Annotated in this window: 17 protein-coding genes and 2 riboswitches; of the genes, 14 read left to right on the top strand and 3 right to left on the bottom strand. The window is 36.6% G+C overall.

Annotation, left to right across the window (positions count from 1 at the left end):
- Positions 1–195 precede the first annotated feature (195 nt).
- On the bottom strand, positions 196–405 hold the full coding sequence (locus KM885_RS11885) for a hypothetical protein (protein ID WP_060668756.1): 210 nt from the start codon (positions 403–405) through the stop codon (positions 196–198).
- Between the two features lie 639 nt (positions 406–1,044).
- Between KM885_RS11885 and KM885_RS11880 the strand changes: the two genes are divergently transcribed.
- The 12 genes from KM885_RS11880 (at position 1,045) to KM885_RS11825 (ending at position 11,062) form a co-directional block, all read left to right on the top strand.
- Complete coding sequence (locus KM885_RS11880; protein WP_047185508.1) at positions 1,045–1,227, top strand: hypothetical protein; 183 nt, start codon at positions 1,045–1,047, stop codon at positions 1,225–1,227.
- Between the two features lie 21 nt (positions 1,228–1,248).
- The gene (locus KM885_RS11875; protein WP_047185507.1) at positions 1,249–1,506 is read left to right on the top strand and encodes a type II toxin-antitoxin system RelE/ParE family toxin; all 258 of its coding nucleotides are present in this window, start codon (positions 1,249–1,251) and stop codon (positions 1,504–1,506) included.
- A gap of 201 nt (positions 1,507–1,707) precedes the next feature.
- Positions 1,708–2,286, top strand: coding sequence for a M15 family metallopeptidase (locus KM885_RS11870; RefSeq protein WP_216884036.1), 579 nt, complete (start codon positions 1,708–1,710; stop codon positions 2,284–2,286).
- Positions 2,287–2,538: 252 nt separating this feature from the next.
- Positions 2,539–3,423: a LysR family transcriptional regulator gene (locus KM885_RS11865; RefSeq protein WP_216884035.1), complete on the top strand. Its 885-nt coding sequence runs from the start codon at positions 2,539–2,541 to the stop codon at positions 3,421–3,423.
- A 95-nt stretch (positions 3,424–3,518) separates the two neighbouring features.
- A complete protein-coding gene (locus KM885_RS11860) occupies positions 3,519–4,028 on the top strand; it encodes a flavodoxin (RefSeq protein WP_216884034.1) in 510 nt (169 codons plus the stop codon).
- Positions 4,029–4,064: 36 nt separating this feature from the next.
- Entirely contained in the window at positions 4,065–4,382 is a 318-nt protein-coding gene (locus KM885_RS11855; protein WP_047185503.1) for a carboxymuconolactone decarboxylase family protein, read from the top strand.
- A gap of 39 nt (positions 4,383–4,421) precedes the next feature.
- On the top strand, positions 4,422–5,147 hold the full coding sequence (locus tag KM885_RS11850) for a dihydrofolate reductase family protein (RefSeq protein ID WP_047185502.1): 726 nt from the start codon (positions 4,422–4,424) through the stop codon (positions 5,145–5,147).
- Between the two features lie 39 nt (positions 5,148–5,186).
- The gene (locus tag KM885_RS11845) at positions 5,187–5,588 is read left to right on the top strand and encodes a cupin domain-containing protein (protein WP_047185501.1); all 402 of its coding nucleotides are present in this window, start codon (positions 5,187–5,189) and stop codon (positions 5,586–5,588) included.
- A 145-nt stretch (positions 5,589–5,733) separates the two neighbouring features.
- Positions 5,734–5,835, top strand: a riboswitch (purine riboswitch).
- Positions 5,836–5,926: 91 nt separating this feature from the next.
- A complete protein-coding gene (locus KM885_RS11840) occupies positions 5,927–7,231 on the top strand; it encodes an NCS2 family permease (RefSeq protein ID WP_047185500.1) in 1,305 nt (434 codons plus the stop codon).
- 146 nt (positions 7,232–7,377) lie between these two features.
- Complete coding sequence (locus KM885_RS11835) at positions 7,378–9,075, top strand: methyl-accepting chemotaxis protein (protein ID WP_216884033.1); 1,698 nt, start codon at positions 7,378–7,380, stop codon at positions 9,073–9,075.
- Between the two features lie 151 nt (positions 9,076–9,226).
- On the top strand, positions 9,227–9,931 hold the full coding sequence (locus KM885_RS11830) for a gamma-glutamyl-gamma-aminobutyrate hydrolase family protein (protein WP_204797915.1): 705 nt from the start codon (positions 9,227–9,229) through the stop codon (positions 9,929–9,931).
- A 69-nt stretch (positions 9,932–10,000) separates the two neighbouring features.
- Positions 10,001–11,062, top strand: coding sequence for an NAD(P)H-dependent flavin oxidoreductase (locus tag KM885_RS11825; RefSeq protein ID WP_216884032.1), 1,062 nt, complete (start codon positions 10,001–10,003; stop codon positions 11,060–11,062).
- A gap of 693 nt (positions 11,063–11,755) precedes the next feature.
- On the opposite strand, the gene msrA is transcribed toward KM885_RS11825, so the two are convergent.
- Positions 11,756–12,280, bottom strand: coding sequence for a peptide-methionine (S)-S-oxide reductase MsrA (msrA, locus tag KM885_RS11820; RefSeq protein ID WP_370447404.1), 525 nt, complete (start codon positions 12,278–12,280; stop codon positions 11,756–11,758).
- Positions 12,281–12,406: 126 nt separating this feature from the next.
- On the opposite strand from msrA, the gene KM885_RS11815 reads away from it, so the two are divergent.
- On the top strand, positions 12,407–12,943 hold the full coding sequence (locus KM885_RS11815; RefSeq protein WP_047185495.1) for a 3-alpha domain-containing protein: 537 nt from the start codon (positions 12,407–12,409) through the stop codon (positions 12,941–12,943).
- Between the two features lie 394 nt (positions 12,944–13,337).
- Here KM885_RS11815 and KM885_RS11810 read toward each other — a convergent pair whose 3' ends face one another.
- Positions 13,338–13,772 (bottom strand): Hsp20/alpha crystallin family protein, encoded by a 435-nt coding sequence (locus KM885_RS11810; protein ID WP_047185494.1) that lies wholly within the window; start codon positions 13,770–13,772, stop codon positions 13,338–13,340.
- Between the two features lie 122 nt (positions 13,773–13,894).
- Between KM885_RS11810 and KM885_RS11805 the strand changes: the two genes are divergently transcribed.
- A complete protein-coding gene (locus tag KM885_RS11805; protein WP_047185493.1) occupies positions 13,895–14,518 on the top strand; it encodes a DUF2179 domain-containing protein in 624 nt (207 codons plus the stop codon).
- 414 nt (positions 14,519–14,932) lie between these two features.
- Positions 14,933–15,030: riboswitch (purine riboswitch) on the top strand.
- Positions 15,031–15,182: the final 152 nt, after the last annotated feature.

The raw sequence follows: 15,182 nt of genomic DNA, 5'->3' as shown, positions 1-15,182 counted from the left end.
TGAATATTTATCAAGCCAAACAGAAATTAGAACAAAATATAAACGAAAATGCGAAGCTATGATTAAAACAGCTACTATCATAACAGGTCTAGCACCACTAAAAAACCCCCTAAGTTAGACTTTTTATTGTCCAACTTAAGGGGTTTAAATCAAACAGCGTTCATTTTTACTTTCCAACGTTTACGTAAGATATAATCACGACCGTAAAGGTGCTTGCTGCTGCTTCTCTTTCGATACTTTAGATGGTTGCTTAAAGGAGAATAATCCTATAATTGTAGCTACACATACTGATAATAATGAGACCCAAATAATCGAATGGATATCAGCTAAATTAACTACTACACCTCCTAGGCCTGACCCTAGTGCAAACCCAATTTGTACAAAAGAACTATTCAAGATCAGCATAATTGACGCTGCTTGTGGAGCAATATTCATTGGGCTGAGTATACAGAGGAGCATAAAAAGAAAGATGATGAAACGATTGAGTTTATTCTAAAAGAAGATGGTAAACAAGATGAAAGCAATATGTAATAAACCACTGTATTGATTATGGTAACCCAGTATTTTTCATTTTTTCCTCAATTAAAAAGTTATTTATGTAACCGTATGTACATTTTAATAACTCCACAACTAGTACCTCCTAAAATGGTATCGTACTGCTTTTTTTGATAGAACAGCAACCTTTTTACGCCCCTATTTTGTGATTTAATTTGCTTTAAAGTGCACTCTAAGTTTCGTCACGATCACATTCCTACTTAACAACGTAAGAAACTTTCGCCAGTTGTATCTGGGATTATTGAGGAATCGATGAACTGCATCTTTTTTAGGAGCATCCTGCACGCGGCCTGAATCAAGAATCCGATAAAGATTTTTCCTGTGTAAGACAAGAGAAGAAAATAACACTAACTGGTGTAATATTTAATCCTAAGTTAGAACATTAATCGTTAATAACTAATTATAAGATAAGATGAAACCTTTTAGTCAACTAATGATAATGAAACGGCTTTGGTTTATAATTATGAATAAAAGTTAGGAGGTAGTTGAATGAATACAAAAGAAGAAGTTATAAAAATTATTAAAGACCTACCTAATGATGTAACTTTAGAGGATATTATTAAGGAACTTTCTGTTAAAGAGAAGATTGAAAAAGGGTTGAACCAACTTAACGATGGAGAATATTATTCTCATGATGAAGTGAAGGAAAAGTTTGCTAAATGGCTGAAATAAGATGGTCAAAATTAGCCGTTAGTGATTTTTGAGGATATCATTTCTTATATCTCCATGGACTCCGAAGAGAATGCCAGATTATTTGTATCTAGAATTATTGATTCTGTTGAAACAATGGCCTTATTCCCATACTCAGGTAGAATTGTACCCGAATTAAATAATGAATTAATTAAAGAGAAGGTATTCAATAATTATCGGATAATTTATAGAATAAAGGATAATGTGATGGAAGTTGCCCGTGTTCTTCATAGCGCTAGAGAGTTACCAGAATTGGGATAGAATGAATAACATCGTGACCATGGATTATGGTTATGATGTGAAATAATCTTTAACGTGGATAGCACCTCAAATGTTAGAATTTGAATCTAATGTTCGGGGTGCTTTTTTGACAGACAGCACCCATTTTGTATTTGATTTGCTCTAAAGTGCACTCTAAGCTATATAGTATAGTTAGCAAATTTTCAAGAGGGGAATAATTACATGAAACGCTTGAGAAATATACTTCTTTCATGGATAATGGTCACCCCGGTTCTAATTACCCTAATGATTGCCTATAACAACAAAATGGATGAAAGATATATTGATTTGGGAGATGATGCGCCGATTTCAAGCGAACTGCATCCAGTAGTTGAAAAAAACAAAAATATACTGCTGGAACAGGCGGATGCTATAAATATAGATGTAGTTATTACAGTTGGAACCCGCTCCATTGATGAGCAAAATGAATTATATGCACAGGGGCGGACGACAAGCGGTAATATTGTAACAAATGCAAGGGGTGGTGAATCTTATCACAACTATGGCCTTGCGATTGATTATGCCATAAGACAAGAAAATGGCGTGATCACCTGGGATACACAATATGACGGCAATAACAATAGAAAATCAGATTGGCTGGAAGTAGCTGACCTTGCAAAGGATCTTGGATTTGAATGGGGCGGTGACTGGGGGAATTTTCCCGACTACGCTCACCTGCAAATGGATTTTGGTCATAGCATTAACCAGCTTCAAAATGGGAAAAGACCAGCTTATGATAAAAATACGGAGGAGGGCGCTTGAATAGAAAAATTATTCACGCGCTTTTTCTTGTTTGATGTTTTAAAGTACAATCCAGAATTGAGTTGTACCCCAAACTTTAGAGCTCTTTCTATTATTTGAGGTAATTTTTTAATAAATGTTTCCATGATGATTATTTCGTATTGAACTTGTCTTAGAGCGTAATCTAGGTAGTATAGTGACAAGACGATACCATATCACATGGTAAGGTATCATACTTATCCAGGTATTATTGAAAATCAGGGAGTAGTGACAATGGAAATAAGGGTACTAAGATACTTTTGGACAATTGCTGAAGAAGGAAGCATTTCCAGAGCTGCGGAACTTTTGCACATCACCCAACCTACCTTAAGTCGACAATTAAGAGAGTTGGAAGAGGAGCTGGGGACGGAGCTATTTTATAGAGAAAATAAACAAATGACTTTGACGGAAGCTGGTGTTTTTTTAAAAGATCGAGCACAAGAGATTCTCTCGCTTACCGATCAAACAGAACAAGCATTTATGGATCAGAAAAAACAATTATTTAGTGGACATATTTCGATTGGTTGTGTAGAGGCAGATAACTCGGATACGTTAGCGATGATGTTAGGAGAAATGGTTCGTGATTATCCACAAGTAATCTTTCATATCTTTAGTGGGACGAGCGATGACATCACAGAGAAGTTAGATAAAGGATTGATTGACCTTGCCGTTCTACTTGAACCGATACCGACAGACAAGTATGAACGAATTATCTTACCCAGAACGGAAAAATGGGGTCTTTTGGTTTCTAATGAATCTTTTTTAGCGCAGAAAAAGAAAATGGTACCGGAAGATTTGATTGGAGTTCCTTTGCTTTGTTCCGCAAGAAAAGAAGTACAGAAGATGATTGCGGATTGGATGAATGTCTCTATTGAACAGATGAACATTGTAGGAACCTATAATCTGATATTTAATGTTTTTTCTTTAGTGGAAAACAGAGTGGGATCGGCATTAACGATTGAAGGGTCAGTAATGAGTCGACATGTTAAGAATCTTACCTTTGTTCCGCTCTATCCAACAATTGAAACAGAGTGCGTGGTTGCATGGAAGAAGAATCGTTCCTTTTCCCCGGTAGTCAATGAATTTATACGGAGAATGAAGAATGCCTTTGAAGCATGAACCTGTTTTCCGATAAGCATTAGCCGGGCGACACATCGCGATGTATCATATATTTATAGAAAAAATTATTACATGTTTAAGAAGCAGGTGATTCATTGCCAATTGTCCTATATTTTTCTCGTAAGCATGAAAATATGATGAATGGTGAAATCCGTAGTGTGGATATGGGAAATACCGCCATAATTGCAAATAAAATTGCAGCACAATTAAATATGGATGCAATTGAAATTACACCTATAAACGAATACCCCGAGAACTATCAGGAAACGGTAGATTGTGCGAAAACGGAAAAGGCAAAACAAGCAAGACCTAAATACAAATTAGGGACCTTTGATTTATCGAAATTTAAGGAAATCATTATTGGGTACCCTAATTGGTGCGGAACATATCCAATGGTTATTGCCAGCTTTCTAGAAGATTATGATCTGTCTGGAAAGATACTATATCCTTTTTGTACGCATGAAGGTAGTGCATTAGGCACTAGCATGGATGATTTGCGGGAAAGCTGCCCTAACTCCACTATCAAACAAGGATTAGCTATTCATGGATCGAAGGTTGCCAAGGCAGATAGGGCCGTGATGCATTGGATATCACATATTGGTTAAAAAAAGATATTTTTCATAAAAGAAGGAGGAAAAAGTATGGCAAAACAAACAGCCGGTCGTAATCAATTAGGTGAATTCGCACCCAAATTTGCAGAACTGAACGATGATGTATTATTTGGAGAGGTATGGTCAAGAGAAAAAGAATTATCCCCTCGTGACCGTAGTATGATTACCTGCTCCAGTTTATTAACGCAAGGCGCATTCCCGCAATTGGAAGCACATATGAAGATTGCCAAACAAAATGGCGTAACAAAAGAAGAAATCTCAGAAATAATTACGCATTTAGCCTTTTATACGGGATGGCCAAAAGCATGGTCCGCTTTTAATATTGCGAAAGAAATTTATGGGGAATAATTAAAAGATAAAATAATTGGAATAAAGAGGAGAGGTAGAATGAATAGACCTTACATCTTTTGTCATATGGAAGTATCCGTTGATGGGAAAATAATCAGGAAATTTATGGGAACCCCAGAAGGCAAAAAAAGTGGGAAATTGTTTTATGATCTTGCTTTTGGAGAAAATCCGCATTATCGTCATCAAGGTTGGTTGTCTGGACGTACCACAACGGATGATAATTTTACCAAGTATCAAAAGCCTGATTTAGACAAGGATGCACCAACTGTTCCTGAAGGCGATTTTGTCGTAGATACTGACTTAGATAAATACTATGTATCTGTGGATCCTTCTGGCAAACTTGGCTGGACAAGCAATGTATTAAAATATCAAGATACAAAAGCACATGTCTTGGAAGTATTGACAAAAAAGGCGAGCAATGAATATAAAGCAATGCTCCGAAAGTTAAATATATCTTATATTATCGCTGGGAAAGATAAGCTTGACTATAATGTCGTAGTGCAAAAACTAAAAGAGTTATTTCATATTGATAACTTGATGTTAGGAGGCGGCGGTGTCCTTAACTGGTCATTTATCCAAGCGGGGCTTTGTGATGAAGTGAGCATCGTAATCAGCCCTTCAGCAGATGGATCAGCCGATGCTCCATCACTTTTTGAAACAAAAGAAGGCTTATCCGATGATACGCCGGTAAGTTTTTCATTAAAAGATGTAGAAGCAAAAGAGGATGGCTGCGTTTGGTTAAGATACCTAGTTAATTATAAATAAAAGACTTATCAATCTTAAATGAAAGAATGGAGAGATAATATGAGTAATGAAAATCACGATACAATATTTCCAATCGGAGAAAAGAATGAACAGTTTGCACAGTATTTTATCGGACAAAGTTACTTAAATATGCTTTCAACTTCCGGGGTGACTGTTGGAAATGTAACGTTTGAACCTGCTTGCCGAAATAATTGGCATATTCACCACAAAGGTGGGCAAATCCTACTTGTCACAGCTGGAGAAGGTTACTATCAAGAGTGGGGAAAACCTGCACAAAAATTGAAAGCAGGCGATGTTGTACACATCGCACCGGAAGTAAAACATTGGCATGGAGCAACAAAAGACAGCTGGTTTACACATCTTGCCATTGAAGTCCCAGCGGAAGGTGCTTCTAACGAATGGTTAGAAGCAGTGTCGGATGAGGAGTATAATAAACTTTAATTTGATTGTTAAAATGATAGATAAACATAGGAAAACCAGTGAAAAGCATATCTTCGCTGGCTTTTTTAAATTCGAACAATATACTAATATTTAAAAACAACGTTCGACTTCTATTGACATAAGTCCACGTTATTAGTAATATAATACTGTAAATTAAATAAAAACGCGTATAATCTCGGGGATATGGCCCAAGAGTTTCTACTAAACTACCGTAAATAGTTTGACTACGCAGAGATATTGGGATGAAAGGATCTTTCATTGCCTTTTTTCTGCCGTAGCACTCTTGTTGGTAACATGGGTGTTTTTTATTTTTGAAAAAGCGATGAGGAGGAAAAGGAATGAAAGAGTACTTTCAATTTGATAAACTTGGCACTAGTTATAGAACTGAGTTTACAGCTGGATTAACGACATTTCTAGCGATGGCGTATATATTATTTGTTAACCCGTCGGTGCTATCTGATGCGGGCATGGATCAGGGTGCTGTCTTTGTGGCTACTGCTGTGGCAGCTGCAGTTGGTACTTTACTTATGGGGATTATTGCAAAGTATCCGGTAGTTCTCGCGCCAGGAATGGGATTAAATGCATTTTTTGCTTATACGGTTGTTTTAGGTTATGGAATTCCTTGGGAAACTGCATTATCAGGAGTATTAGCTTCAGGACTTATATTTATTGTTTTAACGTTGACAGGACTTCGTGAAATCATCATTAACGCGATACCTCATAACTTGAAGATGGCTGTTGGGGCCGGTATTGGTTTGTTCATTGCTTTTATTGGTCTAACAAAATCAGGGATTGTAGTAGCTGACGAAGCAACGTTTCTAGCTATTGGAGACATCACATCACCAACTGTATTATTAACTATTTTTGGGCTCGTTGTTTCTGTTATTCTTTTAACGAAAGGGATTCGCGCTGGAATATTTTATGGAATGATTATTACGGCTATTGTAGGAATGATCTTTGGTTTAGTTCCAATTCCAAGAGGGATCGGTGATATTGTAGGTGCCGTTCCAAGTATAGCCCCTACATTTGGTCAAGCATTCACTCATTTTGGTGATATCTTTACGATTGAAATGCTTGTTGTTATTTTAACTTTCTTATTCGTTGACTTTTTCGATACAGCGGGAACATTAATGGCTGTTGCGACTCAAGCAGGATTAGTGAAGGATAATAAACTACCACGTGCTGGCAAAGCGTTATTTGCTGATTCAACTGCGACTGTTGTAGGATCTGTCGTTGGAACTTCAACAACAACCTCCTTTGTTGAATCTACAGCAGGAGTTGGAGTTGGTGGTAGAACAGGATTCACCGCAGTCGTAGCGGCAGGATTCTTTATATTAGCATTATTCTTTTCCCCATTACTTGGGATTATCACTACGGAGGTAACGGCGCCAGCATTAATTATTGTCGGTGTGATGATGGCAAATCAATTGAAACAAATTGAATGGGATAAATTCGAGATTGCTGTACCTGCATTCTTTGTTGTTCTAATGATGCCATTAACATATAGTATCGCAACAGGAATTGCGGTTGGATTTATTTTCTATCCAATTACCATGATTGTAAAAGGACGCGCGAAGGAAATCCACCCAATCATGTACTTTCTTTTCGTTGTGTTTGTCTTGTACTTTATCTTCTTGAGTTAAATGAAGAAAAGTGCTGGAGTTAGAAAATTTCAAAAAGAGTTGGGACTTTTTGTTTAAGTCCTAGCTCTTTTTTATTATTCTTTTTGTGACTAAAGTCACGGTGCTTTTTGTCATATTATGGTATTATATGTTGGGGGTGGTAAGCTATGAAAAGGAAATCGCTAACATGGAACTTAGGAATTATTATACTAGGTGTCATTATAGCTACTGTTATTATTAATGGTTTTACTACATATAGAACTGCTTATAACAGTCTCTACAAAGCAGCTGGAATTGAAGCTTATGGCTGTGCGAACATCACAACTGGACTTTTGACGACAGATGATATTGAAGATTTGAAAAATGAAAATCGAAACAACGAAATTGGTGAAACGCTAAATTGGACAGTGGATCATAAGGATATTTTTGAAAGTCATTATATTCTTAGTTTAGATGGTAAAATACTAGCATTAGATGACAATTTAAAAGCAGATGGCTTTCAAATTGGGGATAGCTTTCCAATGGATGAAGAAGCTATAAAAACATTAAAGGAAACGAAGCATTCTACATATTCAGAGATTTACGAATATGGTGGGATTGAAAGAATTTCTGGATATGCTCCTATTTTTGAAGATCATGATTCTACGAAAGAGTTGGTCGCTATTAGTGTCATAGATTTTGATGCGAATATTGTTACAGATCGTACTTGGGATGTGGTGAAAGAAGGCATTCTAGTTGGAATGATTCCTCTATTGCTAGCAGCTGCTATTACGATTTATATAATTAGAAAGAAAACGAAACCTATTTCAAGTCTAATTGAACAAACCAACAAAATCGCAAATGGTGATATTACGAAGAAAGAAGTAAATGTAAATAGCAAGGATGAAGTTGGTGACCTAGCTCGTAATTTAGATTATATGTCTGATAATTTAAGAGAAATCATCGTTACGATAAAAGAGGCATCACATAATTTATCTAGTAATGCAAATGACACTTCTATATCCATGCAAGAGATAAAGATGGCGCTTAGTCATGTTTCTCAGAACATGGAGGAAATTGCTGCTGGTACTTCAGAAGGGGCAGACATGACAACAGATGTTTCAAGTTCATTAATGAATTTGGCCGAGTTAATTCAATCATCAAGAGAAAAAGCAGACGTAAGTGTGAAAAGTGCAGAATACACAATGGAAACAGCGAAAACAGGAATTCAGAAGGTTAATGAAATTGTAGAACAAATAAACACGATTAAACGTTCTTCTTCTGATACAAAACAAGCAATAGAAGAATTAAACGCCTATACAAATGAGATTCAACAAATTACTGAAACGATTACAAGAATTGCCGAACAGACGAATCTTTTGGCGTTAAATGCTGCCATTGAAGCTGCTCGAGCAGGTGAACAAGGCAGGGGATTCGCTGTTGTTGCTAATGAAATTAGAAAGTTAGCGGAACAGTCAAACAAGGAAGCTTCCGGAGTTGAAAAGGTCATTTCCAAGATTACCTCTAATATTGTCGGTACAGTTGAAACGATTGAGGATAATCATAAAAATGTAGAAGCTGGTGAAAAGTCGGTTATAGAAACAGGAGAAGCTCTTGAAAATATTCAAACTGCAGTTCTGAATATTGCTGAGGAAATTAGCGGATTGTCCGAACTAACACATGAAGAAGCGACAACATCTGAAACTATGATTCAACAAGTTAAACGACTAGAACAGACGAATGAATCTATGGCATCAAATGCACAAGGTGTTTCTGCAGCCTCAGAAGAAACTACGGCATCCATCGAGGAAACAGCCGATCGATCTACACATCTTGTTGATTTATCCAATGAATTGAATAAGATTGTGAGTAAATTTAAATTATAGTGTTGCTGATTAAGCCGGAAATTCCATCGTGGAGTTTCCGGTTTTTAAAAAGCAAACACATTTCATAAATAGTTGTATAAAATACACCAAAGGATCAATGCTTTAATGTAAGTATCATAATGGAATCAGCGATAGGAAGGAGGAATTCCATTTGAAACCATTCATTGGTGTGACATGTTCGATGGAAGTGGATCGTTCTTATTATATGACGAAAAACGATAACATAAAGGCAATAATAAACGCTGGTGGTATTCCAGTGATTCTTCCGTTTTTATCACAAAATACAGATATTGAACAAATTGCTAAACGAATCGATGGATTATATGCAACCGGCGGATATGATATTGATCCAACCTTATTTGGGGAAGAACCACATCAAAAACTTGGAACAATTATCCCCGAACGTGATTTTTTTGAAATAGAATTAACGAAGAAAATGCTATCCATGGATAAACCGATTCTTGGCATATGTAGAGGAAGCCAAATAATAAATCTTGCGGCAGGTGGAGATATGTACCAAGATATTTACGCACAAATAAATGATCATGTCCTGCAGCATACCCAAAACTCCCCACGTGATCACGGGTCACATTTTGTCAACGTGCGAAAAACCTCTCTGCTTCATCAAATAACGAATAAAAAAAAAATAAAAGTAAATAGTTTTCATCATCAAGCTAATCGCTCTGTCCCAAAGGAATTTCAAATAAGTGGAGTAGCGAATGATGGGGTAATTGAAGCGATAGAAAGTAAACATCACTCCTTTGTACTAGGGGTCCAATGGCATCCGGAATCCATGACAGATGAAGTGTCCATGAATATATATAAAAACTTTATTTCGGCATGTAATTGCTTGTAAGAAAAAGGATTTTTCCTTATGAATAGAGAATATATTAAATAACTTATATTCTTAAAATGAGGTGTAACGATGCTGCGAAATAAAGTGGCCGAACTATTTGATATTACCTATCCGATTATTCAAGCACCGATGGCCGGTGGAATTACTACTCCTGAGTTAGTATCTGCGGTTTCGAATCATGGGGCTTTAGGAATGATTGGTGCTGGATATATGAGTCCGGGAAACTTAAGAACATGTATTCATGAAATTAAACAGAAAACTGAAAACAACTTTGGTGTAAACGTCTTTGTACCTAATGACTTTCATGTCACCGAGGAAACGATTGAAGGGTCAAAAAAATCATTAGAATCAATCTATAATACGTTATCGATTGATGAAAACATGCTTTTAGAAATCCCTACACCTAAATGTATCCAGCAAAAATATGAAAAACAACTGGAAGTAATTATAGAGGAAAATGTCCCGATTTGTTCTTTCACTTTTGGGGTGCCATCTAAAGAAACGATTCAACAGTTAAAAAATAAAGATATAATTTTAGTGGGGACCGCTACTACAGTAAAAGAAGCGATTTTAATAGAAGAGTTGGGAATGGATGTCGTCGTTGCGCAAGGCTATGAGGCTGGGGGGCATCGAGGCTCATTTTTAAATGAGTCAGAGGATGGTGCCGTTGGAACGATGTCACTTGTTCCTCAGGTAGCAGACGCAGTAGATATTCCTGTAGTTGCTGCTGGTGGAATAATGGATAGTCGGGGGTTAAGGGCTGTGATGTTTCTAGGGGCAAAAGCCGTTCAAATGGGAACTGCATTTTTAACGTGTAAGGAAAGCGGCGCGAATGAACTCCATAAGGAAGCGATTTTAAATGCGTCAGAAGATGAAACAACCTTAACCCGTTCCTTTTCTGGAAAAGCGGCAAGAGGATTAAAGAATCAATTTATCCAAGAGATGAAAGAGAAGGAAAAGGATCTTCCTGAATATCCGGTTCAAAATTACTTAACAAACCCGATTCGGAAAGTAGCAAAAGAGCAACAAAACAAGGAATATATGTCACTTTGGTCTGGTCAAAGTCCACGTCTTGCTAAAAGCCAGACAGTAGGGGAATTAATTCATCGAATGATGGAAGGTGTTTTTTAAATAGAATCTAATAGCTGAACAGTTTCTTCAAATCGATGATAGAAATTTTGACTCCAAGGTGACAATAAAGTTATTTAATTTTATAGCTTTAAACACGTATAACCTCGTTCAAAATCCAGGGCGAGGTTATGGGCGCTTATCTGAATAAATACTATTCCTAAATTGGGCCAGATTATGGGGGTGCTTTTTTGGAAGAGGAAGTTAAAAGGCATATAACTAAAATTATATCTGTGACTATTGTAGGCTCACTTCTGATGATAGCAATACCTTTTCTCTTTAAGATTTTTGGTTAAACGTTGTTCGAGAAAAGGGCGTATATCTACAATAAGAAGATTACTGAATGGGGATTTGTCCATTTTAAACAAGGTAATGTAAAGAAAGGAATTTTCCTAATGGTCTATAACGGTTTAATGAATAAGCTTTATTCTTGCTGGGGTTAGTATGATCATTGAATTAGTATTTCTTGATTCAGGTCGAGGATTTTTCATTGGAATGTTGTTTTTTTGTTATAGCTGTCATCTTATTGGGTGTTGGAAATAAAAAATATCTCAAAAACAAAGAAATCTTGTGAACAAAAGCCTTAGTGTAATAGGTTTATTCAAGTATTAAGCAATAAAAGGGATAACACAAATTAGTCATGATAATATGTGTCATCCCTTATTTTCTAATTCTATTTATATCTGTAACGCAAGTCTAATTCCAAACCTTCTCAATAAACTCATCTCTACCCGACTTAGCGCGATCTTCTTTATATTCCTTTTCATTTTTCTTGTAAAAGTCCTGATGGTATTCTTCTGCTGGATAGAATGCTACAGCTGGAAGAATTTGTGTAACGATAGGTTTTGAAAACTTTCCGCTTAGATCAAGTGATTGTTTGGAATTTTGAGCTAATAATTTTTGTTCGTCATCATGGTAAAAAATGGCTGTACGATATTGATCACCACGATCCTGAAATTGCCCACCCGCATCTGTTGGATCAATTTGCTTCCAATATAGGTCAAGTATTGTTTCATAACTCATGATAGAAGGATCATAGGTGATCTCAACAGCTTCATAATGACCGGTATCTCCTTTTTTAACTTGTTCATAAGTTGGGTTCTCCACGTGACCACCAGTATAACCGGAGATGATCTGATGAACTCCATCCCACCTGTCAAAGGGTTTAACCATACACCAGAAGCAGCCGCCTGCGAATGTTGCCTTTTTAAATTTTTCCACTTTCATTTTCCCCCCTGCTTCATATCTATCTAGCTTTCTAAGTAGCTATTCGTATACCAAAGGCTTGGCTAAGATAGATTTTTCTAATAGAATAACTATATCATACCTAAAAAAGAAGGTGAAATCATGGAAGAACCTTATGTTTATAAAATCTTTTCCAATGAAAGGAAAGAAAAAAGAAAAAGATTTAGATTACTAGAAACGGGTTTCTCTAAGAATAAAATAAAAGATGAAGCAATCTTCGCTTACCCCATTAAGTATTATTCGGAATTGGATGAAGAGGAGAGATCTGATAGCATTGGTTCGATGGATGAGAACTTCGCGGTACTGGAGATGGATGAATTTACGGTTTCAATTGGGGATACGTATCGAATGGATGAGGCGGTCATTCAAGTATCAAAGCCTGGGAAAATACGGAAGACAGAGCAGAAGGAGAATTTTCAAACGGGCTGGTATTTTCGTGTGTTAGAAGAAGGTAAAATCAAGTCACGAACAGATTTAGAATTGCTGGACCGGCCGTATCCGGAATGGACAATTGCTGCTTGTAATGAAATTATGTTCGTCAATAAACATGATTTGCGAATGGCTGATGAACTTTGTGACTGTGAGTTATTAAGTGAGCAGTGGCGCCGTATCCTTCGAAAAAGAGTCAGAGGATTTTAAACTTGAATTAATATCGTGTGAAATGGCAAGAACCGTGGTAGTATATAGTCCGCGGTTCTTAAGCATTTTTTAAAAGGTAGTTCAAAAAGTCCGGTGAAAATGACATGCCCCTGCAAAAGGGGTATGCCGACGTTGGGCGCAAAGCCCGTTTTTAGTCGGCCTTCCTTTAAAAAGGTGCGTTGGCTTGCTTTTCCGTTCCTCGCGTATTAATTGCATACGTTCCGGTACTCAAAACTACGCCGCCTCGAACTGCGACGCACAGGACGTGCTAGTGTCGGCGTTGCAACAAATCTTTACGGTGGGACGAGTAATCGGAGTCCCAGGACGTTGCGCTTTTAGCCGACCTCGATCCTTTTCATCCTCCTTTTTGAACACGTATTTGAAGTGCAAAACCTTATGCATCTTCTAATGGTTGGATTTCCACCTTATTTCGTCTGCTCGATTCATCTATAAAACGATGAAGTTGAATAAAGACAAGACCATTTTTATACGTTGCACTAATTTTATCGGCTCGAACTGGGAAAGGAAGGGTTATTTTACGATCAAAAACACCTTGTAAAATTTCTTCCTTTACAACTGTTCCATGTGCATTTTCTAAGTCAATGCTGCCTTTGAGTTCTAAAGTAGCATAATTCACATAGATATCCATTTGGTTCAAATCTTTTAATCCAGGTACGTTAACAATGCATAGAATTTCATTTTCCGTTTGATACATATTGATTTGGGGAATATTAGGTTTGATCATTCCTTCAAAATCTTTCCAGAAGTTTTCACCAAAGAAATGATCCATGTTCTTTTTCCAGTCAGACATTTGTTTAAACGGATCCATCATTACACCACCTAATGTATATTATATTTAATAACGTATGCACACGGTATAGGTAAGGTGCCTAGAAAGGTAGGCTTAATATAGAATTAACGATATAAAATGAATGGTTAGGGGGATGTGAATTGCTTACTAATGCTTTGATAATGGTGGCAATCATTTTCGCGGTTAATGTTGTTTATGTTTCTCTTATGACGATACGTATGATATTAACACTCAAAGGTCGTACATACATTGCCGCTTTTGTTAGTATGTTTGAAGTGGTCATGTACATTGTTGGGTTAGGTCTTGTTTTAGATAATTTAAATCAAATACAGAATATCATTGCTTATGCAATTGGATATGGTACTGGTTTAATTATTGGATCCATCATAGAGGAAAAACTGGCATTAGGCTACATTACAGTAAATGTAATTTCATCTAATCCGGACTTAAAGTTTACGAAACGAATTCGTGACAAAGGCTTTGGTGTAACTAGCTGGTCTTCTTACGGAATGGATGGAGATAGATTAACGATGCAAATATTAACCCCAAGAAAATATGAATTAAGACTTTATGAAGTAATTAAAGAAATTGATCCTAAAGCTTTTATTATATCTTATGAACCGAAGCGAATTCATGGTGGATTTTGGGTGAAGCAAGTTCGCAAAGGTAGGTTATTTAATCCGAAAAAAAAGGAAGCAACACAGCAAAAGCAAACAACAACCACTAATACAGATGTGCAGGTTAAGCCTGAAAAAGAACAGTAGAATAAAGTGAAACACACTAAACGCTTGGAAAGATTAATTTCTGTTCAAGCGTTTATTTTATTATCTTTGATGGGGAAAAAACATGAGTGGCAACTTATCCCTGCAATGAGTGCCCGTTCCCTATCAAATTTAGCCAAAAGATAACTCATCGCCGTAATGAGAGCCCGATCGCCACCAAATGTAACCGAAAAGGTAACTCATCTTCATGAACAAATTAAAAGGAAACTACTATTCCTTTGTTCATGAAGTTCCTTTCATCCAAAGCAAGAACTTAATGAAAACCGCCAAATGATATTAGAAAAAGACAAAAAAATCGCGACTAACCACTAAAATCCGAACATTAGGGAAAAATATAACTTAATTGTCCGATATTTCATTGACATTCACCATATGAATTGGTATGCTTAAGTCATCAAAAATACGATCATATTACCTCATATATTTCTGGAATAAGGCCGGAAGTTTCTACCCAGCACCGAGAATGCTGGACTATGAGGGAAGGTGAAAATGTGTCTCGGACTTTTCTACTACACACTACAAGTCTATTCATCTTTCCTCATATGGGAGATAAATAGACTTTTTGTGTATGGTAAAGCATTATGTGGATTGAATTTTCTAAATAATTGATTAAAAGAAAAAGTCGAATATAAACCTAAATTTAAAA

Origin of the sequence: Oceanobacillus caeni (assembly GCF_019037185.1) — a bacterium.
Classification (GTDB): Bacteria; Bacillota; Bacilli; order Bacillales; family Amphibacillaceae; genus Oceanobacillus; species Oceanobacillus caeni.
This window is presented reverse-complemented; position numbering and strand designations above follow the sequence as displayed.

Excerpts from the sequence above, each read along its gene's own strand:
- KM885_RS11845 (WP_047185501.1), top strand. The coding sequence starts at position 5,187 with ATGAGTAATGAAAATCACGATACAATATTTCCAATCGGAGAAAAGAAT.
- KM885_RS11850 (WP_047185502.1), top strand. The coding sequence starts at position 4,422 with ATGAATAGACCTTACATCTTTTGTCATATGGAAGTATCCGTTGATGGG.
- KM885_RS11810 (WP_047185494.1), bottom strand. The coding sequence starts at position 13,772 with ATGGATCCGTTTAAACAAATGTCTGACTGGAAAAAGAACATGGATCAT.
- KM885_RS11815 (WP_047185495.1), top strand. The coding sequence starts at position 12,407 with ATGGAAGAACCTTATGTTTATAAAATCTTTTCCAATGAAAGGAAAGAA.
- KM885_RS11885 (WP_060668756.1), bottom strand. The coding sequence starts at position 405 with ATGCTGATCTTGAATAGTTCTTTTGTACAAATTGGGTTTGCACTAGGG.
- KM885_RS11835 (WP_216884033.1), top strand. The coding sequence starts at position 7,378 with ATGAAAAGGAAATCGCTAACATGGAACTTAGGAATTATTATACTAGGT.
- KM885_RS11865 (WP_216884035.1), top strand. The coding sequence starts at position 2,539 with ATGGAAATAAGGGTACTAAGATACTTTTGGACAATTGCTGAAGAAGGA.
- KM885_RS11825 (WP_216884032.1), top strand. The coding sequence starts at position 10,001 with ATGCTGCGAAATAAAGTGGCCGAACTATTTGATATTACCTATCCGATT.
- KM885_RS11855 (WP_047185503.1), top strand. The coding sequence starts at position 4,065 with ATGGCAAAACAAACAGCCGGTCGTAATCAATTAGGTGAATTCGCACCC.
- KM885_RS11870 (WP_216884036.1), top strand. The coding sequence starts at position 1,708 with ATGAAACGCTTGAGAAATATACTTCTTTCATGGATAATGGTCACCCCG.
- KM885_RS11880 (WP_047185508.1), top strand. The coding sequence starts at position 1,045 with ATGAATACAAAAGAAGAAGTTATAAAAATTATTAAAGACCTACCTAAT.
- KM885_RS11840 (WP_047185500.1), top strand. The coding sequence starts at position 5,927 with ATGAAAGAGTACTTTCAATTTGATAAACTTGGCACTAGTTATAGAACT.